Annotated in this window: 21 protein-coding genes and 1 pseudogene; 10 read left to right on the top strand and 12 right to left on the bottom strand. The window is 70.9% G+C overall.

All coding sequences use genetic code 11. The features are described from left to right. Nucleotides 1-85: 85 nt before the first annotated feature. Nucleotides 86-940, top strand: a complete 855-nt coding sequence (locus tag IF28_RS0117815) for a helix-turn-helix transcriptional regulator (protein ID WP_106982086.1) — start codon at nt 86-88, stop codon at nt 938-940. 27 nt (nt 941-967) lie between these two features. Here IF28_RS0117815 and gdhA read toward each other — a convergent pair whose 3' ends face one another. Then, a complete protein-coding gene (gene gdhA / locus IF28_RS0117810) occupies nt 968-2,326 on the bottom strand; it encodes an NADP-specific glutamate dehydrogenase (RefSeq protein ID WP_030220969.1) in 1,359 nt (452 codons plus the stop codon). A 243-nt stretch (nt 2,327-2,569) separates the two neighbouring features. On the opposite strand from gdhA, the gene IF28_RS0117805 reads away from it, so the two are divergent. Together IF28_RS0117805 and IF28_RS0117800 are read left to right on the top strand one after the other, a co-directional pair. Continuing rightward, nucleotides 2,570-3,796 carry a sensor histidine kinase gene (locus IF28_RS0117805; protein ID WP_051713779.1) on the top strand — a complete coding sequence of 409 codons (1,227 nt, stop codon included), beginning with the start codon at nt 2,570-2,572 and terminating at the stop codon, nt 3,794-3,796. Next, entirely contained in the window at nt 3,793-4,455 is a 663-nt protein-coding gene (locus IF28_RS0117800) for a response regulator (RefSeq protein WP_030220962.1), read from the top strand. Before IF28_RS0117805 ends, IF28_RS0117800 begins: the two co-directional genes overlap by 4 nt. A 66-nt stretch (nt 4,456-4,521) precedes the next feature. Here IF28_RS0117800 and IF28_RS0117795 read toward each other — a convergent pair whose 3' ends face one another. The 6 genes and pseudogenes from IF28_RS0117795 to IF28_RS0117775 all read right to left on the bottom strand — a co-directional run bounded on the left by IF28_RS0117795 (nt 4,522) and on the right by IF28_RS0117775 (nt 8,907). Continuing rightward, entirely contained in the window at nt 4,522-4,983 is a 462-nt protein-coding gene (locus tag IF28_RS0117795) for a hypothetical protein (protein ID WP_030220959.1), read from the bottom strand. A gap of 229 nt (nt 4,984-5,212) precedes the next feature. Beyond that, on the bottom strand, nt 5,213-5,422 hold the full coding sequence (locus IF28_RS0117790) for a DUF397 domain-containing protein (protein ID WP_030220956.1): 210 nt from the start codon (nt 5,420-5,422) through the stop codon (nt 5,213-5,215). Further along, nucleotides 5,419-5,601: pseudogene (locus tag IF28_RS39875) on the bottom strand (Scr1 family TA system antitoxin-like transcriptional regulator); the annotation flags it as partial. The pseudogene IF28_RS39875 and the gene IF28_RS0117790, both read right to left, overlap by 4 nt. 109 nt (nt 5,602-5,710) lie before the next feature. Continuing rightward, a complete protein-coding gene (locus IF28_RS0117785) occupies nt 5,711-6,874 on the bottom strand; it encodes an endo-1,4-beta-xylanase (RefSeq protein ID WP_030220953.1) in 1,164 nt (387 codons plus the stop codon). Between the two features lie 97 nt (nt 6,875-6,971). Then, a complete protein-coding gene (locus IF28_RS0117780) occupies nt 6,972-7,871 on the bottom strand; it encodes an LLM class flavin-dependent oxidoreductase (protein WP_037893507.1) in 900 nt (299 codons plus the stop codon). 19 nt (nt 7,872-7,890) lie between these two features. Beyond that, a complete protein-coding gene (locus IF28_RS0117775) occupies nt 7,891-8,907 on the bottom strand; it encodes an aldo/keto reductase (RefSeq protein ID WP_030220945.1) in 1,017 nt (338 codons plus the stop codon). Between the two features lie 146 nt (nt 8,908-9,053). On the opposite strand from IF28_RS0117775, the gene IF28_RS0117770 reads away from it, so the two are divergent. Beyond that, entirely contained in the window at nt 9,054-9,659 is a 606-nt protein-coding gene (locus IF28_RS0117770; protein WP_030220942.1) for a TetR/AcrR family transcriptional regulator, read from the top strand. 58 nt (nt 9,660-9,717) lie between these two features. On the opposite strand, the gene IF28_RS0117765 is transcribed toward IF28_RS0117770, so the two are convergent. The 5 genes from IF28_RS0117765 to rpsL all read right to left on the bottom strand — a co-directional run bounded on the left by IF28_RS0117765 (nt 9,718) and on the right by rpsL (nt 15,169). Then, nucleotides 9,718-10,614: a hypothetical protein gene (locus IF28_RS0117765; RefSeq protein ID WP_030220939.1), complete on the bottom strand. Its 897-nt coding sequence runs from the start codon at nt 10,612-10,614 to the stop codon at nt 9,718-9,720. Between the two features lie 181 nt (nt 10,615-10,795). Then, the gene (gene tuf / locus IF28_RS0117760; protein WP_030220936.1) at nt 10,796-11,989 is read right to left on the bottom strand and encodes an elongation factor Tu; all 1,194 of its coding nucleotides are present in this window, start codon (nt 11,987-11,989) and stop codon (nt 10,796-10,798) included. Between the two features lie 169 nt (nt 11,990-12,158). Then, entirely contained in the window at nt 12,159-14,285 is a 2,127-nt protein-coding gene (gene fusA, locus IF28_RS0117755; protein ID WP_030220935.1) for an elongation factor G, read from the bottom strand. 39 nt (nt 14,286-14,324) lie between these two features. Further along, nucleotides 14,325-14,795, bottom strand: coding sequence for a 30S ribosomal protein S7 (gene rpsG / locus IF28_RS0117750; RefSeq protein ID WP_003992340.1), 471 nt, complete (start codon nt 14,793-14,795; stop codon nt 14,325-14,327). A 2-nt stretch (nt 14,796-14,797) separates the two neighbouring features. Continuing rightward, nucleotides 14,798-15,169 (bottom strand): 30S ribosomal protein S12, encoded by a 372-nt coding sequence (gene rpsL, locus IF28_RS0117745; protein ID WP_003948652.1) that lies wholly within the window; start codon nt 15,167-15,169, stop codon nt 14,798-14,800. Nucleotides 15,170-15,585: 416 nt separating this feature from the next. Between rpsL and IF28_RS0117740 the strand changes: the two genes are divergently transcribed. From IF28_RS0117740 to IF28_RS0117715, 6 genes are all read left to right on the top strand, one after another. Beyond that, nucleotides 15,586-16,338, top strand: a complete 753-nt coding sequence (locus IF28_RS0117740; RefSeq protein ID WP_030220932.1) for a Crp/Fnr family transcriptional regulator — start codon at nt 15,586-15,588, stop codon at nt 16,336-16,338. A gap of 712 nt (nt 16,339-17,050) precedes the next feature. Beyond that, a complete protein-coding gene (locus IF28_RS0117735) occupies nt 17,051-17,851 on the top strand; it encodes a hypothetical protein (RefSeq protein ID WP_030220929.1) in 801 nt (266 codons plus the stop codon). Continuing rightward, nucleotides 17,848-20,076 carry a hypothetical protein gene (locus tag IF28_RS0117730; protein WP_030220926.1) on the top strand — a complete coding sequence of 743 codons (2,229 nt, stop codon included), beginning with the start codon at nt 17,848-17,850 and terminating at the stop codon, nt 20,074-20,076. The genes IF28_RS0117735 and IF28_RS0117730 overlap by 4 nt, the downstream gene beginning before the upstream one ends. 12 nt (nt 20,077-20,088) lie before the next feature. After that, complete coding sequence (locus tag IF28_RS36420) at nt 20,089-21,663, top strand: hypothetical protein (RefSeq protein ID WP_051713778.1); 1,575 nt, start codon at nt 20,089-20,091, stop codon at nt 21,661-21,663. After that, nucleotides 21,660-22,226, top strand: coding sequence for a Pycsar system effector family protein (locus IF28_RS0117720; protein ID WP_420713779.1), 567 nt, complete (start codon nt 21,660-21,662; stop codon nt 22,224-22,226). The genes IF28_RS36420 and IF28_RS0117720 overlap by 4 nt, the downstream gene beginning before the upstream one ends. Nucleotides 22,227-22,268: 42 nt before the next feature. Beyond that, nucleotides 22,269-23,504, top strand: coding sequence for a M48 family metalloprotease (locus IF28_RS0117715; RefSeq protein ID WP_030220917.1), 1,236 nt, complete (start codon nt 22,269-22,271; stop codon nt 23,502-23,504). Nucleotides 23,505-23,511 lie beyond the last annotated feature (7 nt).

Below are 23,511 nucleotides of genomic sequence, written 5' to 3'. Positions count from 1 at the left end.
TCTCCACGGTGCGCCGTCGCGGGCTGCTCAGCCAGGGGATGTCATCCCCTGGGTCGGCGGCCCGGCCGGGCGGACAATGGACGGCATGAGCGCCGCGAAGTACGCCGAACTGGGGACGTTCCTGAGGTCGCGGAGGGAGCGCGTCCGCCCGGCCGACGTGGGCCTTGTGGCCGGTCCCCGGCGCCGGGTGCCGGGGCTGCGCCGGGAGGAGGTGGCCCATCTCGCCGGGGCGTCGGTGGACTACTACAACGAGCTGGAGCGCGGCGCCGGCTCCCAGCCGTCCGAGCAGATGCTCGCCGCGCTGGCGAGGGCGCTGCGGCTGAGCGCCGACGAGCGCGACTACCTGTACCGGCTCGCGGAGCGCCCCGTGCCCGCGCAGGGCGGGGCCGCCTCGCACATCCACCCCGGCATGCTGGACCTGCTCGGCCGGATGACCTCGACACCGGCGCAGGTGATCACGGACCTGCACGTCACCCTCGTACAGAATCCGCTGGCGGTGGCGCTGCTCGGGGACCAGTCCGGGTTCCGGGGGCCGCGGGCGAGCTTCGTGCACCGGTGGTTCACCGAGCCGGAGGCGCGGAGGCTGTACCCCGCGGCCGATCACGACCGGCTGTCCCGTTCCTTCGTCGCGGATCTGCGGGCCGCCGCCGCGCGGCGGGACGCGAAGGACCCCGAGGCGCGGTCGATGATCCGGACGCTGCTCGGCGTGTCGCCGGAGTTCGCCGCGCTGTGGGCCGAGCATGACGTGGCCTTCCGGCGGGACGACCGCAAGCGCCTCAACCACGCCTCGCTGGGCCTGATCGAGGTGAACTGCCTGCATCTGTTCAGCGAGGACGGCCGTCAGCGGCTGCTCTGGTTCACCCCCGCCGTGGGGACGGACAGCGCGGGGCTGCTGGAACTGCTGGCGGTGGTCGGTACGCAGGAGGTCGTCGCGCCGTGACGCCGGCGACCTCCCGCGTCCCGTGCGTCAGATGACGCCCTGGGCAAGCATCGCGTCCGCCACCCGCTCGAAACCGGCGATGTTCGCGCCGGTCACGTAGTCGCCGGGGGCGCCGTAGCGTTCGGCGGTCTCCGCGCAGGTGGTGTGGATGTCCGTCATGATGCGGGCCAGCTCGTCCTCGACCTGGTCCGCCTTCCACGACGTACGGGCCGCGTTCTGCGTCATCTCCAGCGCGCTGACGGCGACACCGCCGGCGTTGGCCGCCTTGCCGGGGCCGAAGGCGACACCGGCCTGCTGGAGCAGGTCGACGGCCTCGGGCGTCGTCGGCATGTTCGCGCCCTCGGAGACCGCCTTCACGCCGTTGCGGACGAGGGTGGCGGCGTCGGCGGCGTTCAGCTCGTTCTGCGTGGCCGAGGGCAGGGCGACGTCGGCCGGCACGTCCCAGACCCGCCCGTCGGGCACGAACCGGGCGGAGGCGCCCCGGCGCTCGGCGTAGTCGCTGACCCGGCCGCGCTCGACCTCCTTGATCCGCCGCAGCAGCTCCAGGTCGATGCCCTTCTCGTCGACGACATAGCCGCCGGAGTCCGAGCAGGTCACCGGGTTGGCGCCGAGGGCGGTCAGCTTCTGGATGGTGTAGATCGCGACGTTGCCGGAGCCGGAGACGACGGCGGTCTGGCCCTCCAGGTCCTCGCCGCGCTCGCGCAGCATCGCCTCGGCGAACAGCACGTTGCCGTAGCCGGTCGCCTCGGGCCGGATCAGCGAGCCGCCCCAGCCGGCGCTCTTGCCGGTGAGCACGCCGCCCTCCCAGCGGTTGGTGATCCGCCGGTACTGGCCGAAGAGGTAGCCGATCTCGCGGGCGCCGACGCCGATGTCACCGGCCGGGACGTCGGTGTACTCGCCGATGTGGCGGTGCAGCTCCGTCATGAAGGACTGGCAGAACCGCATCACCTCGGAGTCGCTGCGGCCCTGCGGGTCGAAGTCGCTGCCGCCCTTGCCGCCGCCGATGCCGAGACCGGTCAGGGCGTTCTTGAAGATCTGCTCGAAGCCGAGGAACTTGATGATCCCGAGGTTCACCGAGGGGTGGAACCGCAGTCCGCCCTTGTACGGGCCGAGGGCGCTGTTGTATTCGATCCGGAAGCCCCGGTTGACGTGAACCCGGCCCTGGTCGTCCTGCCACGGCACGCGGAACAGGATCTGCCGCTCCGGCTCGACCAGCCGTGCGACGAGCCCCGGCTCGGCGTATTCCGGGCGCGCGGCGAGCACCGGGGCGAGGGTGTCCAGCACCTCGCGGGCGGCCTGGTGGAACTCGGGTTCGGCCGGGTTACGGCGCTCGATCTCGGATCGCAGCAGGTCCAGCGAGGTCTTGGGGTCGGGTCGTGAGGTCACGGGGTCCCTTTCTGGCGCGGCTGACACCGGTACGGGGACCGGTGATGGGCGCTCGGCGCCGTTGCCGCGCGCAGGACAGCGGCCGCTCGGGGGGCGATGGGGAAGGTTGCCCGAAGCGGCCAGCCTTTCAGTGTTACCTCTGTGTAAACCGGAACGGCAAGGACCGCGCACGATTGTCCGCTATCTGAGACCCGTTGTGCGGGGACCGGGACGGCCCGCCGGGGCCGGCCGTAGCATCCCGCGATGACCCCGTCTCGATTACGCCGCCTGCCGCCTCTCCTGGCCGACACCGCCGTCGCCGTCGGTTTCGCGGCGGTCGGCTGTATCGCCGGCGCCTACTACCGGCCGCCCGGCTGGCACACGTTCGACGGGCTCGGCTACGCCCTGTCCTGTCTGACCGCGCTGCCTCTGGCGGTACGACGCCGGCTCCCGGTGACGACGGTGCTGGCGTCGGCGGCCGCGTACGCCGTCTATCTCGGCCTCGGCTACCAGCCGTCCGTGAACGTCTGGACACCGGTCGTCGGCCTGCTCAGCGTGGCCGGATGCCGTCCGCTCGCCGTCTCCTGGGCCGCCGCCGCCCCGGTGGCCGGGGTCATGGCGCTGAGCGGTCTCTCCGGCCGCCTCCACCCCGCGCTGGTCGTCGCCCAGGCCGCCCTCGTCCCCGTGGTGGCCATCGCCTTCGGCCATACTCGCTACCTCCTCGTCCGCGCCAACGCCCGGCTGCGCGAGGTCACCGCCGACCTGGTGGCCGAGCAGGAGGCGCGCGCCCGCAACGCCGTCACGCTGGAACGCATGGCGATCGCACGGGAGTTGCACGATGTGGTGGCCCACCACATGTCGGTGATCACCATCCAGGCGGGGCTCGCGGAGACGGTGCTCACCTCGGACGTCCCGGCGGCGCGGAGCGCCCTGCGGACCGTCGCCGAGACCGGGCGCGGCGCGCTCGACGAACTGCGCCGCCTGCTCACCGTCCTGCGCGTCCAGTCCGACGACGACGGCCAGGACGCCCCGTACGAGGCGGCGCCCCGCCTCGACAGGCTGCCGGAACTGGTCGGCGGCGCCGGCGCGGCGGGCCTGGACATACGGTTCACGGCGGCGGGCGAACCGGTCCCCCTGCCACCCGTCGTCGACGTGTGCGTCTACCGGGTCGCCCAGGAGGCCCTCACCAACGTCATCAAGCACGCCCCCGGCGCGCGGGTGGACCTCACTCTCGAATACACCCCTGACCAGGTCGTTCTCGCGATCCGCGACGACGGCGGCGCGCACGGTCGCGTTCGTACGGGTGAGCGACCTGAAACCGTCCCCGGCTCGGGACTCGGCTTGATCGGCATGCGGGAACGGGCCAGGATCTGCGGGGGACGCCTGTCCGCGGCGCCACGGCACGGAGGCGGGTTCGACGTCGAGGTGGCCCTCCCGCTGCGTGAGCCGCGCCGTGCGCGCCCGGAGGAGTCGGAGGAGCAGGGACCATGACACGCGTACTCGTGGTGGACGACCAGGAACTGGTCAGAGCCGGCCTGGCCTCCCTGCTCCGTACGGCTCCGGACATCACCGAGGTGCGGGAGGTCTCCGACGGCGAGACAGCCGTCGACGCGGTGGAGCGCGAACGGTTCGACGTCGTCCTCATGGACATCAGGCTCCCCGGCATGAACGGCATCGCCGCCACCGAGGCGATCCTGCGGAAGGTGCCGGACCCGCCGCACGTGATCGTGCTGACGACGTTCGACGTCGACGAGTACGTGTACGCGGCGTTGCGCGCCGGCGCCAGCGGCTTCCTGCTCAAGGACACCTCGCCGCGGCGGCTCATCGAGGCGGTCGGCGTCGTGACCCGCGGCGAGATGCTCTTCGCCCCGGCCGTCACCCGGCGCCTGGTGGAGGCCTACACCTGCCGGCCCGCCTCGGCGGTCGAACCGGAGACGGTGTCCGACCTCACCGCTCGCGAGCGGGAGGTCCTGCGGCTGGTCGGCCTGGGCATCGACAACGAGGCCATCGCCGGGCAACTGCACGTCACCGAGGGCACGGTGAAGACACATCTGCACCGGATCATGACCAAGCTCTCCCTCAACAGCCGTGCCCAGGCGGTCGTCATGGCGTACGAGAGCGGGCTGGTCGTCCCCGGCCAGGCCCGCTGACCCGCCGGCCCCCCGGCGGCGTGGCGCACCACTCCCCCTCGGTGGTGCGCCACACGTTCGCACACGTCAGCCGTCGACGCTCACGTGTGAGGCCTCGGCACAGCTGCTGAGCGTGTTGTTGCTGTTGAAGAGGCACACCTTGATGCCCACCCGGTCACCGGGGAGAACGTTGTCGTACGCCTTGAAGGGGTCCCAGACGACCGCGGCGCCGGCCAGCCCGTTGGTGTTGTTCTTGGCCCCGAGGTAGACATTGCCCATGCTGTCGTTGGAGAGCCATGCGTACGCCCGGACGCCCTTGCCGTCGCTGCAGTAGTCGTGGATGACGAGGTAGTCGTCGTTGTTGCCGCCGCCCGGGGCACCGGCGCCGTAGTCGACGTAGTCGACCGCGCCGCATCCGCCGCCCGTCGTGCCGACCGAGAAGCTGTCGTTGGTGCCGGCGACGGCGGCCTGGGCGCCGAACAGCATCGCCGCGGCGACGAACGCGGACGTGGTGAACGCCGCCCGGGCGGCCCTGACACGGAAGTTCATGGTGCTTCCCCCAATTCGGTGTGGTGGGCCGCCGCGTCCCTTGTCACGCCGGCCCAGGCCCTTCGACCTGCGCATGACACTAGGAGCGCCGCGCCACGCCGTCGTCCAGCCCAGACCTGAGATGTACGGCCCGCCGTGTGCTCAGGGCCGTATACCGGTGGTTGACCCCCACGGCAACGCGCCCCACTCCTGTCGGCAACCAGGGGCGGGGCGCGTGCGGTGTGGAGCGTCAGCGCTCCGAGCTGTACGTCACGAAGCTCGCCCAAGCGGCGGGGCCGACCGCGAGCCGAGGGCCTGCGACGTGCTTGGAGTCGCGGACGTGGACCGTGCGGGGTGCTATGGCGATCTCGACGCATGAGTCACCGTCGGGGCCGCTGCTGTAGCTGCTCTTGAACCACTTCAGCTCGGAGGTGTCTCCGGCAGAGGCCTTGCGTGTCATGTCTCTCCAAGCGCTTGCTCGAGGAGGGCCAGCGACTCCTCGGGCGGGAGCGCCTGAGCTCGGATGGTGCCATAGCGCAGCTCAAGGATGCGGAGCTGCCTCGGATCCGAGGTGGGGCGACCGTTGTACGCACCGTCGGATCGCCCTACCGCCGTGCCGTCTCCGAACTTCAGCACCTCACGCTGAGGGCCCTGTCTCGCGGGGACCGCCCCGGGCCGAGGCTGCTGCCGGTCCAAGGGCGGTTCAACGGTCAGAGGCGCCAGGTGTGGGGGTGGCCCGCGTTCGGGGTCAGCGCTTGTGGTGCCTGCCGCAGTCGTCGTCCCTCCGGGCTGCCTCCTTCAGCGTGTCCCGTAGGGCGTAGAAGGCGGGCTTGCGGGTGTAGTCGTCGGTCATGACGTTCGCGAAGCCCTCACCCTCGAAGAACACCGGGACCCACGAGTACTTGTCGGTGAAGCCCCAGATGGTGAACGAGTTGCAGCCGTCGACGGCCAGGCACGCCTCGAGCATCCGCTGGTAGTAGTCGGCCTGCTGCCGCTCCTGTGCCTCGGTGGGTGTGCCGCCCTCCGGGACGTCCATGCGCACGTCCAGTTCGGTGACGGCGGTCTCCAGGCCGAGCGCGTCGAACCGACGCAGGTTGTCCTCCAGGTCGCCCGGGAAGCCGTACCGCGTGCTCAGGTGTCCCTGGACGGAGAAGCCGTGCACCGGCACCCCCTGGTCGAGCAGGTCCCGGATGAGGGCGTAGTACGCGTCGCTCTTCGCGTTGACGCTCTCGACGTTGTAGTCGTTGAAGAACAGCTTCGCCTTCGGGTCGGTCTTGTGGACCCATCGGAAGACGTCCGCGACGATGCCCGGCCCCAGCTCGCGGATCCATATGTTGTCCTGCGTGCGCAGGTTGCCCTGGTCGTCGAAGATCTCGTTGGCGACGTCCCACTGCTGAATCCGGCCGGCGTAGCGGCCGACGACGGTGGTGACGTGCTCGCGCAGGATGGCGCGCAGTTCCTTTTTGGAGAAGTCGCCCTGCTCCAGCCATGCCGGGTTCTGGCTGTGCCACAGCAGGGTGTGGCCCCGTACGACCTGGTGGTTGCGCCGGGCGAACTCGACGATCGCGTCGGCCTGCTTGAAGTCGTACCGGTCCCGCTCCGGGTGGATGTAGTCCCACTTCATCTGGTTCTCGGGGGAGACCGAGCTGAACTGGCGCCCCAGGATCTTCCGGTACTCCTTGTCGTAGGTGAAGGGGTCCGGGTAGTCCTGCTCCAGGTGGTGGCCACCGCCCGCCACGGCGGTGCCCACGACGAAGCCCTCCGGAGCTGCCGAACGCAGCCGGTCGAACGAGGCGTCGGAGTGCGGCGCGGCCTTGCTCGCCGAGGGGCCGGCGACGGCCGAGCCCGTCATCAGTGGCAGGGCGAGGGTGGCGGTGGCAAGGGCCACGGTGGCGAAACGAATGGATCTCATGCGGGGAGTCTCATTCCCATCGTCGTTCTCGAATGTTTCGAACGTAGAGACGAAACATTAGGGATGGGCGGACCGTACGGTTCAGCCGAGTGGCGCGTCAAGACCCGTGCACGCGGCCACTCCCCCGGTATGCGCCGATGAGCTCGTCGGCGACCCACCGTGCGACGCCTGCGGGATACGGTGCTCCCAACCCGAGGACGATGTGCCCGAACCCCGCGTCGACCGCCTCGCCGATCGCCTCGATCGTTTCGCCGGGCCGGTCGTAGTCGACGGGGAGATGGATCGAGCGGACGATCGAGGCCGGGTCCCGGCCGATGTCCGCGCAGTAGCGGTCCAGCAGGGCACTGCGGCGGACCACGTCGTCGATGTCACCGCCCGGGATGTTCCACAGGTCCGCGTGCTCGGCGACCACGCGCAGGGTCGCTGCGGAGCGTCCGCCGATGAGGATCGGCGGGTGGGGCCGCTGCACGGGGTTCGGGCTGCCGAAGGCCCCGGTGAGCTGGTGGTGGGTGCCGTGGAAGTCGAAGGGTTCCTTCTCGGTCCACAGCCGCCGGATCACCGTGCAGGCCTCGGCGAGGCTCTCCACCGCCTGCGCCGGGGGCTGGAAGGGCAGTCCGTGCGCCGGGTACTCGCGCCGGGCCTGGGGCGGGTTCGGACGGGAGCCCACGCCGATGCCGAGGTCGAGCCGGCCGCCGGAGACGATGTCGACGGTCGTAGCGATCTTGGCGAGGAGCGCCGGCGGCCGGAACCGGTTGCTGGTCACCATCACCCCCAGGCGCAACCGCCGGGTCTGCGCCGCGAGGGCCGAAAGCAGGGTCCAGCCCTCGTAGGTGGGTCCGTCCGGATCGCCGAAGATGGGCATGAGGTGGTCGAACAGCCAGGCGTGCTCGATCTCCGGCACTGCGTCCGCCTCGCGCCAGACGCTCAGGATGTCGTGGTAGTCGACCTGCGAGGGAGCGGTCATGATCCCGAAACGCGGTCGGGGTGCGGGTGCCATGGGTCGGGTCTCCGGGTGGTCAGCGGCGGCGGAGTGACGCCTCGAGGAGGGCGGGCGGGGCGTCGAACTTCTCGTGCGCGGCAAGGTCGAGGCCGGGGGCGACGATGTCGTCGATCGCGTCGAGTACGTCGGCGGAGAGCACCGTGTCGGCGGCGGCGAGCTGCGCCCGCAGGTGGTCCGGCGTGCGCGGACCTATGAGCGCGCCGGTCACGCCCGGATGCGCGGTCACGAAGCCGAGCGCCAGCTGGATCATCGTCAGTCCGGCCTCGTCGGCGACCGCGGCCAGCCGCTCGACGGCGTCGATCCTGGCCCGGTTGGCGGAGTGGGAGAGGTCGAAGCGTTCGGGCAGGACCGCCGAGCGGTGGGTGGCGATGTCCCGGCCCTTGCGGATGGCGCCCGACAGCCAGCCCGAGGCCAGCGGACTCCACACCAGCACGCCGAGCCCGTACTCCTCGCTCACGGGCAGCACGTCCGCCTCGATTCCGCGCTGCAGGATCGAGTAGCTGGGCTGCTCGGTGACGTACCGGCTCAGCCGCAGCTCACGGGCGGCCCACTGGGCCTGCACGATGCGGTACGCGGGGAAGGTGGAGGAGCCGAAGTAGCGGATCTTTCCGGCACGCTGGAGGTCGGTCAGGGCCGAGAGGGTCTCCTCGTCGCTGGTGGTCGGGTCCCAGCGGTGCATCTGGTAGAGGTCGACGTGGTCCACGCCGAGCCGGCGCAGGCTGTCCTCCAGCGCGGTGACCAGCCAGCGGCGCGAACCGCCCTGCCGGTTGCGCTCCCCCATCGGCATGGTCGCCTTCGTGGCCAGCACGATGTCGTCGCGCCGGCCGGCGATGGCCTTGCCGACCATCTCCTCCGACTCCCCCGCGCTGTACCAGTCGGCGGTGTCGATCAGATTGACGCCGGCCTCCAGGGCCGCGTCCACGAGAGCCGTTGCCTCGTCCTGGGTGGTGCGGCCGATCGCGCCGAAGTTCATCGCGCCGAGCGCGAGGGTGCTGACCTGCACGCCGGTGCGGCCGAGGGTGCGGTACTGCATGGCCGTGTCTCCTCACGGGTAGAAACGGAACAGTGTTCCGGTGTGCCGCCAACGATACGGAACAGGGTTCCGTTTTGGCAAGGGTGAAGGTGCGCGGGCATGCGTGAGACCATGCGGGGGCGTGCGAGAGGCGGAGGAACGACGCGGTGAACCAGAGCGACGAGGGCGACAGGCCGACGGCCCCGGCACGGCGCAAGGACGCCCGGCGCAACAAGGAGACACTGCTGGAGGCGGCCGCCGCGGCCTTCATCGCGTCGGGTGTGGACGCCCCGGTGCGTGACATCGCCTCGCGGGCCGACGTGGGCCTCGGCACCCTCTACCGCCACTTCCCGACCCGGGCGGACCTGATCATCGGCGTCTACCGGCACCAGGTCGAGGCGTGCGCCGAGGCCGGACCGGCCCTCCTGGCCGCCGCGCCCACCCCGCACACGGCGCTACGGCAGTGGATCGACCTCTTCGTCGACTTCCTGGTCACCAAGCACGGGCTCGCCGCCGTCCTGCACTCCGACCACTCCGGCTTCGAGGGCCTGCACGCCTACTTCCTCGACCGCCTGCTGCCCGTCTGCGCCCAGCTCCTCGACGCCTCGGCCACCGCCGGCGAGATCCGCGCCGACATCGACGCCCTCACCCTCATGCGCGGCGTCGGCAACCTGTGCATCGGCGCGGAAACGGACCCCGACTACCACGCCCGCCGCCTGGCGGGCATCCTCGTCGACGGCCTGCGCCACCCCACGGGCCACCACGCCCCCTGACCCGGCCGCTTCCACGCCGCCGGGTTCCGGGCCGACCGTCACCCTGCTGACGCCACGGTCAGCCGGTGGTGTCCTCGAAGACCTCGGCCACCGATGTCGCCGTGATGGCCCGCGTGAACCAGAGGCTGAGTACGTCGGGATCGCCGCAGTCGGCGATGCGGTCACGGTCGCCGTCGGTGACTTCGACGCCTCGATGGCTCAGGAGTACCAGGATGTCCTTGGCCCGGCCTTCCGCCAAGCCCCTCTCCACGCCCTCCGCGCGAAGCCTCTGGGCGGTTTCCGACTGGAAGAAGGACAGGTCGACGGCCATGAGGTGCCTCCAGATTTCCGCGGCCGGCGTCTTGCCGAGGCCTTGTTCCGTGAGTTCGATGAAGGTGCCTGCGGTGCTCTCGTCGTCGGCCGACAGGCCTTTCAGTGCCTTTGCCAGCGCGTTCAGTATGGCATCGGCGTCCGGGTCACGGCGGTGCAGCGCCGCGGACAGGACAGTGAGCGGGATGTCACGAGCGGCCTCATCGGGGCTGGCGATCACCGGTACGTCGTCGGGCCCCAGGACAAGGGGGCGCAGGGTGAGCGAGGGCCACTGGCGGGGGCCGATGTCGACCTGCCGTCCCGCCCACTCGGCCGTCCCCCGGTCCGCGCAGACGACGAGGAGCACGGGCGGGATGCGGTACTTGGCGTACACATGGGCCAGGTAGTACGCCCAGCTAGCGGGCTTGCGCGGATCCGGCTCGCCTTGCGACTCGACTGCCAGGACGAAACTGCCGTCCTCCGTGTCCATCCGCAGCAGCGTGTCCACCCGCCGTTCCAGCGGCTGAGTCTCCGTGAGGTCGGTGGACAGTTCGGTGGTCGTGAGGGGCGGAGGAAATGCGACGCCGAGATTGCGCGCGGCGCGAGCGAAGAGGCCCGGGTCCTTCTGGAAGATCCGGTGCAGGGCCTCATGGGATGAGCTGACCATGAGGCGAAGTTATGGGTGCGATGGCATGTGCCGTACGCAAATGCTGCGCCGTTCCCGCGATCGAGCGACGCTTACGGTGGCCGAGTTGACGTCCGCCCACGCGAAAGGGCCCGCACGACCGAAGTCGTGCGGGCCCTCTCAGGTGCTCGCAAGCAGGAGCTACCAGGTCAGATCAGCAAGCTTACTTGTTGATCTTGGTGACCTGGCCGGCGCCCACGGTCCGGCCACCCTCACGGATGGCGAACTTCAGGCCCTCCTCCATGGCGACGGGCTGGATGAGCTCCACCTTCATCTCGGTGTTGTCACCCGGCATGACCATCTCGGTGCCCTCGGGGAGGGTCACGACGCCGGTCACGTCCGTCGTACGGAAGTAGAACTGCGGGCGGTAGTTGTTGAAGAACGGGGTGTGACGGCCACCCTCGTCCTTCGACAGGATGTAGGCCTGGGCCTCGAACTCGGTGTGCGGGGTGACCGAACCGGGCTTGATGATGACCTGGCCGCGCTCGACGTCCTCGCGCTTGATGCCACGAAGCAGCAGACCGACGTTCTCACCGGCCTGGCCCTCGTCGAGGAGCTTCCGGAACATCTCGATGCCGGTGACCGTGGTGGTGGTCTTCTCCTGCTTGATACCGACGATGTCGACGGTCTCGTTGACCTTGAGGACACCACGCTCGATACGACCGGTGACGACCGTGCCACGACCGGTGATCGTGAAGACGTCCTCGATCGGCATCAGGAACGGCTTGTCGACGTCGCGCTCGGGCTGCGGGATGTTCTCGTCCACGGCCTTCATGAGCTCGAGGACGGTGTTGCCCCACTCCTTGTCGCCCTCGAGGGCCTTGAGCGCGGACACCTTGACGACCGGCAGGTCGTCGCCCGGGAACTCGTACTCGGAGAGCAGCTCACGAACCTCGAGCTCGACGAGCTCCAGGATCTCCTCGTCGTCCACCATGTCAGCCTTGTTCAGGGCGACGACGATGTACGGAACGCCGACCTGGCGGGCCAGGAGCACGTGCTCCTTGGTCTGCGGCATCGGGCCGTCGGTGGCCGCGACCACGAGGATGGCGCCGTCCATCTGCGCCGCACCCGTGATCATGTTCTTGATGTAGTCCGCGTGACCGGGGCAGTCGACGTGGGCGTAGTGACGCTGCTCGGTCTGGTACTCGACGTGGGAGATCGAGATCGTGATACCGCGCTGGCGCTCTTCGGGAGCCTTGTCGATCTGGTCGAAGGCCGAGGCCTCGTTCAGGTCCGGGTACGCGTCGTGCAGCACCTTGGTAATGGCGGCCGTGAGGGTCGTCTTACCGTGGTCGATGTGACCGATGGTGCCGATGTTGACGTGCGGCTTAGTCCGCTCGAACTTCGCCTTCGCCACTGGGGTCCTCCTGTGGAGTGGTTCTGTACGCCTTACTCATCGGCGCCAGGTGATCTTTGCTGGGAAACCCGGGCCAGGGGCATTCCGCCGGGTTGATGGCGGAATGCCCACTTGCAGGCTCCGGGGTCAAGCCTAAAGCGTGAGAGGGGGGTCCGTTGAACGGAGTCCCTTACTCGCCCTTGGCCTTCGCGATGATCTCCTCGGCGACGTTCCGCGGAACCTCGGCGTAGGAGTCGAACTGCATGGAGTAGCTGGCACGGCCGGACGTCTTGCTGCGCAGGTCGCCGACGTAGCCGAACATCTCCGAGAGGGGCACGAGACCCTTCACGACGCGGGCACCGGCCCGCTCCTCCATGGCCTGAATCTGGCCACGGCGGGAGTTGATGTCGCCGATGACCTCACCCATGTAGTCCTCGGGCGTGGTGACCTCGACGGCCATCATCGGCTCCAGGAGCACGGGCGAAGCCTTGCGCGCGGCCTCCTTGAAGGCCTGCGAACCGGCGATCTTGAACGCGAGCTCGGAGGAGTCGACCTCGTGGTAGCCACCGTCGATGAGCGTGACGCGGACGCCCGTCATCTCGTAGCCGGCCAGGATGCCGAACTGCATGGCCTCCTGCGCACCGGCGTCGACCGAAGGGATGTACTCCTTCGGGATACGGCCACCGGTCACCTTGTTCACGAACTCGTACGAGGCGTCGCCGCCCTCGATCGGCTCGATCGCGATCTGCACCTTGGCGAACTGACCGGTACCACCGGTCTGCTTCTTGTGGGTGTAGTCCACGCGCTCGACGGCCTTGCGGATCGTCTCACGGTAGGCGACCTGGGGCTTGCCGACGTTGGCCTCGACCCTGAACTCACGGCGCATACGGTCGACCAGCACCTCGAGGTGCAGCTCGCCCATACCACCGATGATGGTCTGGCCCGTCTCCTCGTCCGAGTGGACCTGGAAGGACGGGTCCTCCTCGGCCAGACGCTGGATCGCGACGCCCAGCTTCTCCTGGTCGCCCTTCGACTTGGGCTCGATGGCGACCTGGATGACCGGCGCCGGGAAGTCCATGGACTCCAGGATGACCGGGCTCTTGTCGTCGGACAGCGTCTCACCGGTGGTGGTCTGCTTCAGGCCCATGACGGCGACGATGTCACCGGCGCCCACCGAGTCGATCTCCTCACGCTTGTTCGCGTGCATGCGGTAGATCTTGCCGATGCGTTCCTTCTTGCCCTTGACGGAGTTCAGCACGGCGGTGCCGGACTCCAGGCGGCCCGAGTAGACCCGGACGAAGGTGAGCTTGCCCAGGTGCGGGTCGCTCATGATCTTGAACGCGAGCGCGGCCAGCGGCTCGTCCTCGGACGGCTTGCGCTTGACGACGACCTCGGGGTCCTTGACGTCGTGGCCCTCGATGGCCTCGACGTCGAGCGGGGTCGGCAGGTAGCGCACGACCGCGTCGAGCAGGGGCTGGACGCCCTTGTTCTTGAACGCGGTACCGCAGAACACCGGGGTGACGGTGGTCTCGGCGGACTTGCCGGAGGCGATGGTGATACGACGGATCGCGGCGTACAGCTGTTCCGTGGTGGGCTCCTGGCCCTCCAGGTACAGCTCCATCAGCTCCTCGTCGTTCTCGGCGACGGCCTCGAGCAGCTTGCCGCGCCATTCCTCGGCAGCCTCGGTGTGCGTTGCCGGGATGTCGACGACGTCGTACATCTCGCCCTTGGTGGCCTCGGCGGACCACACGAAGGCCTTCATCGTCACGAGGTCGACGACGCCCTTGAAGTCGGCCTCGGCACCGATCGGCAGCTGCATGACCAGCGGCTGCGCGCCCAGACGGTCGGAGATCATGTCGACACAGCGGTGGAACTCGGCACCGGTGCGGTCGAGCTTGTTCACGAAGCAGATACGCGGAACGCCGTAGCGGTCCGCCTGACGCCACACCGTCTCGGACTGCGGCTCAACACCGGCGACACCGTCGAACACCGTCACGGCACCGTCGAGGACGCGCAGCGAACGCTCCACCTCGACGGTGAAGTCGACGTGCCCCGGGGTGTCGATGATGTTGATCGTGTAGTCGTCGTCCTCGAGCGGCCAGTGACAGGTGGTCGCAGCGGAGGTGATGGTGATACCACGCTCCTGCTCCTGCTCCATCCAGTCCATGGTGGCAGCGCCCTCGTGGACCTCACCGATCTTGTAGGAGACGCCGGTGTAGAACAGGATCCGCTCGGTGGTGGTCGTCTTGCCCGCGTCGATGTGGGCCATGATCCCGATGTTGCGGACCTTGGCCAGGTCAAGTGAAGTGGTAGCCATAAGGCTTCAGTCTTCTCTCGGTCTCGATGTGGGTAGCGACTACCAGCGGTAGTGCGCGAAGGCCTTGTTGGACTCGGCCATCTTGTGCGTGTCCTCGCGCTTCTTCACAGCGGCACCGAGGCCGTTGGAGGCGTCGAGAAGCTCGTTGAGCAGACGCTCGGTCATGGTCTTCTCGCGACGGGCGCGGGAGTAACCGACCAGCCAGCGCAGCGCGAGCGTGTTGGCACGACCGGGCTTGACCTCGATCGGAACCTGGTACGTCGCACCACCGACACGGCGGGACTTGACCTCGAGGGTCGGCTTGATGTTCTCCAGCGCGCGCTTCAGCGTGATGATCGGGTCGTTGCCCGTCTTCTCACGCAGACCCTCCATGGCGCCGTAGACGATGCGCTCGGCGGTGGAACGCTTGCCGTTGAGCAGCACCTTGTTGATCAGGGAGGTCACCAGAGGAGAACCGTAGACCGGGTCGATGATGACCGGGCGCTTCGGGGCGGGGCCCTTACGAGGCATTCTTACTTCTCCTTCTTGGCGCCGTAGCGGCTGCGGGCCTGCTTGCGGTTCTTGACACCCTGGGTGTCGAGGGAACCGCGGATGATCTTGTAGCGAACACCCGGCAGGTCCTTCACACGGCCGCCGCGCACGAGCACGATGGAGTGCTCCTGCAGGTTGTGCCCCTCACCCGGAATGTAGGCCGTGACCTCGATGCCGCTGGTCAGACGCACACGTGCGACCTTACGCAGGGCCGAGTTCGGCTTCTTCGGGGTGGTCGTGAACACACGCGTGCAGACGCCACGACGCTGGGGCGAACCCTCGAGTGCGGGCGTCTTGTTCTTCTCGACCTTGTCCTGCCGGCCCTTCCGGACCAGCTGCTGGATCGTAGGCACTACTTCTCCGGTTTCTGTGTGCCGAATGGTGAAGCTAACCTGAAACATTCGCCGACCCACGCGGTCGGGTGTGTCGAATCCTGCGGACTCCCACCGCGAGGCAGAAGAAGGCGCTGAATTACGGTGGCCGTGTTCTCGCCCTCCGGTGCGGTGTGATGGCACGCACGAAGGCCAGGGCACACCCCAGGCACAAGGTCTGAGCGTACCTACCGCATACGCTGCGGTCAAAACAAATGCCGTTCGGCCCGGCACGCCGGACTTCTCCCGCTTCATCCGGTGAACGCTCCGTGAGCACTCCCGCCCGTTCCGTGTCCGCCCCATGGCTGATATGTCGCGTTGGCCGGATCGCGCCCTTTACATGGGGGGCGGTCAGTACTTTGATCCGTCCGCCGCACAGGAACGGGGGGTTCAGCCTGATGACATCGGCGTCGCACGGACCGGACGACGGCGGTCTGGAGGACCGGGTGCCGTTTCTGGCCCGTCTGGAGAGCCGGGAACGGACCGCACTGCTCGCGCTCGGCCGGGAGCTGCGGTTCGCTCCCCGGGTCGTGCTGCTGCACCAGCGTGAGCCCTCCTCTCACGTCCTCTTCCTCGTCCAGGGCTGGACGAAGGTCACAGCCGCGGCGGCCAACGGCTACGAGGCACTGCTCGCCCTGCGTGGTGCGGGCGACGTCGTCGGGGAGTCGGCGGCGCTGACCGGGCGTCCCCGGTCGGCGACGGTGACCGCGCTGGAGGCGGTGCGGGCGGTGGCCGTGGAGCACGGGCGTTTCAAGGACTTCCTGGGACGCTCCCCCGCGGCGTCCTTCGCCCTCCTCGGCCTCACGGCGGACCGCACCCGGGCGGCCGACCGGCGGCGGCTGGAGTTCGCGTCGATGAGCGTCCGCCAGCGTTTCGCGGTGCTCCTGCTGGATCTGGCCCGCAGTCACGGCCGCCGTACCGCCGGGGGCATCGAGCTCTCCGTACCGCTCAGCAAGCAGGAACTCGCGGGCTCGGTCGGCGCGTCGCGGGAGATGGTCCAGCGACTGCTGCGGGAGCTTCGCGAGAAGGAGGCGGTTTCGACCGGCCGCCGTACGCTGCTGATCCTGCGTCCCGACGTCCTCCGGCGAATCGCCGCGACGGACCATCCCGCCCCCGCCATCCCGTCCCCCCGCCAGGAATCCCCCACGTAACCGTCAGCCACACCGCCACAGCCGGCGTAGCTGCGGCCAGCCGCGCCGCTGCAGCCCGCTTAGCTGCGGGCAGTCGTGCCGCTGGGGCGGCACGGGTGGGCGCAGCGGCACCCCCTCCAGCGGGGCAAGCGCACCCCCACCCCCGCCCAGCAGCCACCCCGGGGTGACGGCTGAGCGGGGGGACGTCGCGCGGCCCGGCGCTTACGGGGTGCCGTCGCGCCCACCCGTGCCGCCCTGCGGCACGACTGCCCGCGGACCGGCGGATCGGCGGCGGACGGCGCGCGGGGCGCGGATCGGCGGCGGCAGGCGCGCGACGCGCGGGGGTGCGCGGGTGCGCGGGCGCGGCGCAGCGCAGCGCGGCAGACGCGGCGCAGCGCGGCAGACGCGGGGCGCGGCAGGCACGCGGCACGCGCGGGTGCGCGCAGCACGGCAGGCGCGGGGGCGGCGGAGCGCGGCAGGCGCGGGGGCGGCGGAGCGCGGGAACGCGGGACGCGAGGACGCAGGGCACGAGGACGCAGGGCACGAGGACGCAGGGCACGAGGACGCAGGGCACGGGGACGCGAGCGCGAGGGTGTGGGCTGCGCCGCGTGCGTCGGGGGGCGTCTGTGTACGTGGTCACAGTTTCAGTGGGTCATACGCCCTCACGCCCCACCCCCCGCGCCCAGCACTCTTGCTGCCCGGCACGGCCATCCCCACCGTTCGAAGGGCGACCATGACCGACCCCGTGAGCCGCACGATCCTGTTGCTGGACATCGAGAGGTTCAGCGACCGGGACGACGTGGAGCAGGCGTATCTGCGGCGCATGCTCTACGACGTCACCGACCGCGCGCTGGAGACCGCCGGCATCGACGAGACCCTCCGCCTGCGGGCCGACCGCGGTGACGCGGTGATGGAGCTGATCGACGCCAACGCCCCGGTCACGGCACTGCTGCGGGCCCTGCTCACCGCGGTGCCCGAGCAACTGCGGGCGGTCAACCGCATGGCGTCCCGCTCCGCGCAGATCCGGCTGCGCGGTGTCGTCGCCGCCGGATACGTGGCCGTGGACCGCCACGACGGCTGGGTCGGCTCCGATCTGAACCACGCCTGCCGGCTGCTGGACGCCGCCCTGCTCCGCGCGGCCCTGCGCGAACGCGCCGACGACTTCGCCCTCTGCGTCTCGGACGCCGTGTACACCGGCGTCGTACGGCACGACCATCCGGGCGTCCCGGTCGCCGCCTTCCACCGTATGACGGTCGACAGCAAGAACGGCCCGCTGACGGCGTGGCTGCACGGCCCCGTACCGGAGAGCGGGGATTCCCGGGACCACGGTGAACGGGGGGCGGGGGAGGCACCGGGCGGATCGGGGGACCGCCCGGCGCCGGCCGGACGACGGGAGGCCCCGGGCCCGGTCCTCGACATCAGCGGCGGCACGGTGAGCTTCGGCGGCGGTTACGTCGCCGGGGACCAGCACGGCGTCTCCGGCGGTCAGGTCACCGGCGACGTCGTCATGGGCAGCAGAACGGAGCGGCCGTGAGCGGCCAGGAGCCGCCGGCCGGCAGTGGTCCGGGGGCCGTCGCCGCACCCGGCGAGGCCGCTCCCGACGAGGCGGCACCCAAGGACGGCTCCGCCGAGGAGACGGAGGAGCGTGACCAGCCGCAGAACGCCTGGGCGGCCCGGCGGGACCTGGTCGACCACAGCCCGCGCACCATGAAGGTCGGCGCGCACTCCCGGTTCGGCGGTGGCTACACCGCCGGCGACCAGCACGGCGTCTCGGGCGGCCGCGTCACCGGCGATGTCGTCATGGGCAGCAAGACGGTGCACCACTGGTCGTTCCCGGGGCTGTCGACGGCCGCCTCCGCCTCGGGGGAGATTCCGCACCGCACCCTGGAACGGCTCGCCGCCTTCTTCGTCACCGCCGACGACACCTTCGACGGCCTCGTGGAGCGGCTGCGCCGCGACCGCGTCCTGGTGCTGTCCGGGGCCCGCTTCACCGGCCGCCGTACGGCCGCCCTGATGCTGCTGCACCGGCTCGGCGCCACCCCCGTGCTCGCGCTGGACCGCGACACCACACCGGGTTCCCTCGCCGACCGGTTCAGCGCCCGCGACGACGGCACCGACACGGGCAGAGGCGACGACCGCGCCCGCGGATACCTCCTGTGCGACCTCGCGACCCGCCGCGGCAACGCCCTGCGCGAGACCCATCTGCTCGGCGCCGCGGACCGGCTCGCCGGGCAGGACGCGTACGCGGTGATCACGGTCGGCCCCACCGCCGTACTGGAGGACGACGTGTCCCCCGCCGACTGGCGGCCGCCCACGGCCCAGGACGTGCTGGCCGCGCACCTGCGCGCCCGCACCACCGAGGAGACCGCCGGACGCCTGCTCGGTCTCCCGGACGTCAAGGAGTTCCTGCACCACGGCCACCAGCTGCGCGAGGCCGCCGCGTTCGCCCAGCTCCTCGGCCGGTACGCGGCGGGCGAGGTCACCGAGCAGGAGGTCGCCGGCTTCTCGCTCGGATCGCTGGAGAACCAGGTCCAGGAGTGGTTCGAAGAGGACGAGAACGCCGTCCACCTGCGGGACAAGGCGTTCCTCATCGCCCTCGCCGCCTTCGACGACGGCCCGTACGCGCTCACCGCCGAACTCGGCGATCTGCTCTACGGCTTCCTGCAGCAGACCGAGAACCGGTCCCGTGTCCCCGAGATCCCCGTCTTCGGCACCCATGTCGGCAAGCGTCTCCAGCTCGCCCGCGCCCACCGCCACGAGGCCGAGGAGCACACCGAGTGGGGCCCGGTGACCCAGACGAAGGCCGCGTTCGACGACGAGCGGGCCGCCCTGGTGCTGCTGCGGGAGGTGTGGACGGGGCACCCGTCCGCGCGGCCCGCGCTGATCGCCTGGCTGCGCCGTCTCGCCGACGACGGCCGGCCCCTCGTCCGTACGCGGGCCGCGTCCACCGTCGCCGTCCTCGCCCGTACCGACCTGCCCTCCGCGATGGCGCTGGTCATCGAGCCGTGGGCGACCGCCGGCCGGTTCCGGCACCGGCTCGTGGCGGTCAACGCGCTCACCCTGGCCCACCACATCGGCACGCCCAACATCCCCCGCATCCTCGACGCCTGGTCCACGGCCGAGGACCGCAGGCTGCACTGGGTGGCCGTCCGGGCGTACGCGCTGATCGGACCCGAACGGCCGGCCCAGGCACTCGCCGCGCTGCGCGACGCCACCCGCGCGCTGTACCGGCGCCCCGGCGGTCCGGACGACTTCGACGGGGAGATGGCACGGGAACTGACCCAGGCCGTGGAACTGCTGCTGCTGTCACCGGCCGACGCCGAGGTCCTCACCGACCTGTGCTCCCGCCTCGACGACGAACCCGCCGTGCGCGACCTGTCCCTCGGCGGCTTCGTCAACGCCTGCCGCCGCACCGAGGACGACGAGCGGTACGGCACCCCGCTGGTCCTGCGGTGGTACGCCCGCGCCGCCACCGACGACGACCGGACCGCGACGGAGGGCATCGCGCGCCTGTGGCGGGAAGCCCTCGGCGATCCCGGACACACCCGGCTCGCGCTCACGGCACTGGCCGACTGGGTGCTCGCCGCGAACCGCTCCACGACCACCGAATGGGCCCTCGCCGCGCTCCTGCCGAGGCTCGTCACCACCCCGACCGAGTACCAGCGGCTGAGCCATCTGCTGCGCACCATGCCCGGCGAGGACGGCAACCCTCCGCCGGAGGTGGCCGCCCGGCTGCTGAGCACACTCCCACCCCGCTGACGAAAGACGCCCATGCCTTCCTTCCACCGCCCGCCCGAGTGGCAGCAGCCCGCCGACCGGCATACGCGGCTGACCGACCCGGTGCTCACCGTGCGGCAGCTCGCCCGCTTCGAGCTGTCCCTGAAGCATGTGGTCCGCGTCGACCACGCGCTGGTCTTCTCCACCCCGAAGGGCGGATACGAGGCCTATCCCCCGCCGGCCCGCCCGAGCCGCGGCGAGATCGCGTCCCGCCGGTACACCGCGGTGTACGAGGTGGACATGGGCGTCCATCCGTTCACCGACGTCCTCGCCCTGCCCAGCGACAACGACGCGTTCGAGTTCACGGCGGAGGTGGACGTCTCCTGGCAGGTGCTGGACGCGGCGCGGTTCGTGGCGAGCGGCATCCGGGACGTGCCCACGCTGCTGACCGGCGAGCTGCAGCGGGCGGCCAGGCCGGTCACCCGCGGCTTCACCATCACCGACAGCGCGGCGGCCGAGCGGGAGCTGCTGCGGGCCGCCACACTCCTCGGGCCGCTCGGGGCGACGGCGGGGCTCCAGGTCACCTGGACCCTGCGGCTGCGCCGCGACCGGGCGAACATCGACCACCAGCAGCGGCTCCAGGCGATCGACCACTCCGCGGCCGAACAGATCCATACGGCACAGCAGGGCATGCGGGTCGACACGGAGACGGACCAGCGCCACCGGCTGCAGGACGAACTCCAGCTCGAACGGGCCATGGAGTACGGGCGCCGGCAGCAGGAACTGGTCCTGCGACAGCAGCACTGGCAGCACGAGCAGCTGATGCTCCAGGGCCGGCACGCGCTGGAGCGGCAGCAGCTCGAGGCGGAGCGGATCGAGTTCTACCAGTGGCATCTGTCGCAGGGCGGTGTGCACTCCTGGGCGTTCCATCTCGCACAGCACCCGGAGGACTCGCAGCTCGTGATGAACAGCATGCGCGAGGACCAACTGCGCATGATCCAGGCACAGATGGAACTGGTGAAGGAACTCCTGGGGAGCGAGGGCGCGGAGAAGTTCGAGCTGGAGGGGCCCAAACGGCTGGCACTGCGCACGGTCAGCGACATCCTCAACCAGCGCCTCCCGGGCGTCCCGCAGGACCCGCCGCTGCTTCCCCCGGCGAGCCCTGCCGGGCCACCGCCCCAGGGGGCGGGACCGAGTGCGGGTACACCCACGCCGGGGACGGCACCCGAGGCAGGGCCGGGCGCGGGACTGAGCACACCGCCCCCGCCGGCCACACCGCCGTACACGCCCCCAACAGGACACGCGCCCGCCGCGCCGTACCCGGCGGCCCCCGGCCCCTACGCACCCCCGGTCCCCACACCGCCGTATGTCCCGGGCCCGCCACCCGCCACGCCCTACGCGCCCCCGGTACCGCCCACCGCGGGGGTGCCGTCCGCCATGCCCTACGCCCCGCCGCCGGCCCCCTCGCCCTACGCGCCCCCGCCCGCGTGGCAGCCGCCGCCGGGCTACGGCACCACACCCACCGCACCGGCGCAGGCCCCGCACACACCGCCCGCCGGGGCCGACGGGCTCGCGGGGCAGCCGGAGAACACCGCGCGGAGCGGCACCGGCGAGGAGGCAGGCCCGTGACGGCCGACCCGGCCACGACGGCCACGCCCGCCCCCGACCCCGCTCTTTCGCCCCGCCCGTCACCGCCCACGGCGGCCCGTACGCACCTGTGCGAGCGGCTGCTGGCGGACCTGCGTACGGAGATCGCCCGCGCCGACAGCAAGGCGGCCGTCCTGGTCGCCGCGCTCGGTATCACCGCGGGCGTGTTCAGCGGGCTGCTCGCCGGCCGGGACTGGTCGCCGGACGTCCTGTCGGCGGCCGGCTCGGCGGTGTGGTGGGCCGGCACCTCGTCCCTCGCCCTCTCCCTGCTCGCGCTGCTTCTGGCGGTGCTGCCCCGCTACCGCGGTGGGACGTGGGCCGCGGGGCAGCCGCTGTCGTACTTCGGGGACATCCAGCGGGCCGTGCGGGCGGGCCGGCTGGACGCCGCGCTCGCCGACACCGAGGCCGACCCGATGGCCGGTCTGACGGTGGCGCTCACGGAGACGAGCCGGATCGCCTGGCGCAAGCACCAGTGGATCCACACCGGCCTGATCGCCTTCTGCACCGGGACGCTCCTGCTGCCCGCCTCCCTGCTGATCGGCTGACCCACGGGCCGGCCACCGCCCACGTCAAGTGAAGGAAGCACCATGACCCAGCCCCCACCGGACCACCCCGGCCCGGCCGGCAGACCCCACCAGCCGCAGACCCCCCAGGCCGCACCGCGGTACCCGACCGGGCGACAACATCCCGTACCCCCGCAGTACCCGGCCCCACAGCCCCCACCCGGGCCGTACCACCTCCCCCCGCAGTACCCGGCGGCCCCGCAGCCCTCCTCCCCCCTCCCTCCACAGGCCCCGCAGTACCCCCAGGGCGCGGCACACCTCCAGCCTTCCCACCCGCGGCCCGCTCCCCCGCTCCCGCCCGACTCCCCCCTGCACCCGCACCACATCAGCACCGACCGCGCCCGGATCCACATCTCCGCCCGGCAGCGCCACACGGACGCCACCGCGTTCGGCAATCTGCTCCTCCAGCTGCCGAACTTCCTGTGCAGCCTGTTCGTCGTCGGTCTGGTCTCGCTGCCTCTCGGCGATGCCGGCGTCCTGGTCGTCCTGGCCTGGCTGGCGAGCGGCGCACTCGTCTTCCACCGCCCCACCGAGAGCGCCCTCGCGCGCCATCTGCTCCGGCTGCGCTACCCCACCCCACAGGAACGAGCCAAAATCGAACCGGTCTGGCGCGAGGTCACCGCCCGCGCGGGCGTGGAGGGGCGGAACTACGAGCTGTGGGTCGAGGACAGCGACAGCCTCAACGCGGTCGCCGCGGCCGGGCACATCGTCGGTGTCACCCGGTTCGCCATGAACCAGCTGCCCAACGGCGAGCTGGCCGCCGTCATGGCCCACGAACTGGGCCACCACGTCGGCGGCCACGCCTGGTCCGGCCTGCTCGGCTACTGGTACGCGCTGCCCGGCCGGCTCGCCTGGCGGGTGCTGTGCGCGGTCACCGGGTTCCTGTTCCGCGTGTCGCGGGTGTTCTCCTGCTTCGGCGTCCTGTTCCTCGGCCTGCTCGTCGCCGGCGTCGCCATCACCACGATCAGCACCCTGTACGGAATACCGCTGCTGCTGCTCGGCCTGCCGTACGCGCTCGCCGCCGTCGGGCGCCGCTCCGAACTGCGCGCCGACCGGCACGCCGCCGCGCTCGGCTTCGCCCCGATGCTCGCCGCCGTACTGGAGAAGCTGCACTTCCAGGAGCAGCAGGCCGCGGCGCTCACCGCGGCCCACGGGGGCGCGGCGGCCGCCGGGACGCCGGTGAGCAGGCTGCTGTCCTCGCACCCGGATTACCACACCCGGCTGCACCATCTGCGGCCGTACCTCCAGCCGACCCGCTGAACCCGCC

Source organism: Streptomyces sp. NRRL WC-3626, assembly GCF_000718785.1.
GTDB classification, from domain to species: Bacteria; Actinomycetota; Actinomycetes; order Streptomycetales; family Streptomycetaceae; genus Streptomyces; species Streptomyces edwardsiae.
The sequence above is the reverse complement of the archived record's forward strand: the minus strand, read 5'-3'. Positions and strand labels throughout refer to the sequence as shown.

What these genes read in the sequence shown, in the direction of transcription:
- IF28_RS0117815 (WP_106982086.1), top strand. Translation starts at nt 86, where the DNA reads ATGAGCGCCGCGAAGTACGCCGAACTGGGGACGTTCCTGAGGTCGCGG.
- IF28_RS0117805 (WP_051713779.1), top strand. Translation starts at nt 2,570, where the DNA reads ATGACCCCGTCTCGATTACGCCGCCTGCCGCCTCTCCTGGCCGACACC.
- IF28_RS0117800 (WP_030220962.1), top strand. Translation starts at nt 3,793, where the DNA reads ATGACACGCGTACTCGTGGTGGACGACCAGGAACTGGTCAGAGCCGGC.
- IF28_RS0117795 (WP_030220959.1), bottom strand. Translation starts at nt 4,983, where the DNA reads ATGAACTTCCGTGTCAGGGCCGCCCGGGCGGCGTTCACCACGTCCGCG.
- IF28_RS0117790 (WP_030220956.1), bottom strand. Translation starts at nt 5,422, where the DNA reads ATGACACGCAAGGCCTCTGCCGGAGACACCTCCGAGCTGAAGTGGTTC.
- IF28_RS0117785 (WP_030220953.1), bottom strand. Translation starts at nt 6,874, where the DNA reads ATGAGATCCATTCGTTTCGCCACCGTGGCCCTTGCCACCGCCACCCTC.
- IF28_RS0117780 (WP_037893507.1), bottom strand. Translation starts at nt 7,871, where the DNA reads ATGGCACCCGCACCCCGACCGCGTTTCGGGATCATGACCGCTCCCTCG.
- IF28_RS0117775 (WP_030220945.1), bottom strand. Translation starts at nt 8,907, where the DNA reads ATGCAGTACCGCACCCTCGGCCGCACCGGCGTGCAGGTCAGCACCCTC.
- IF28_RS0117765 (WP_030220939.1), bottom strand. Translation starts at nt 10,614, where the DNA reads ATGGTCAGCTCATCCCATGAGGCCCTGCACCGGATCTTCCAGAAGGAC.
- fusA (WP_030220935.1), bottom strand. Translation starts at nt 14,285, where the DNA reads ATGGCTACCACTTCACTTGACCTGGCCAAGGTCCGCAACATCGGGATC.
- rpsG (WP_003992340.1), bottom strand. Translation starts at nt 14,795, where the DNA reads ATGCCTCGTAAGGGCCCCGCCCCGAAGCGCCCGGTCATCATCGACCCG.
- IF28_RS0117740 (WP_030220932.1), top strand. Translation starts at nt 15,586, where the DNA reads ATGACATCGGCGTCGCACGGACCGGACGACGGCGGTCTGGAGGACCGG.
- IF28_RS0117735 (WP_030220929.1), top strand. Translation starts at nt 17,051, where the DNA reads ATGACCGACCCCGTGAGCCGCACGATCCTGTTGCTGGACATCGAGAGG.
- IF28_RS36420 (WP_051713778.1), top strand. Translation starts at nt 20,089, where the DNA reads ATGCCTTCCTTCCACCGCCCGCCCGAGTGGCAGCAGCCCGCCGACCGG.
- IF28_RS0117715 (WP_030220917.1), top strand. Translation starts at nt 22,269, where the DNA reads ATGACCCAGCCCCCACCGGACCACCCCGGCCCGGCCGGCAGACCCCAC.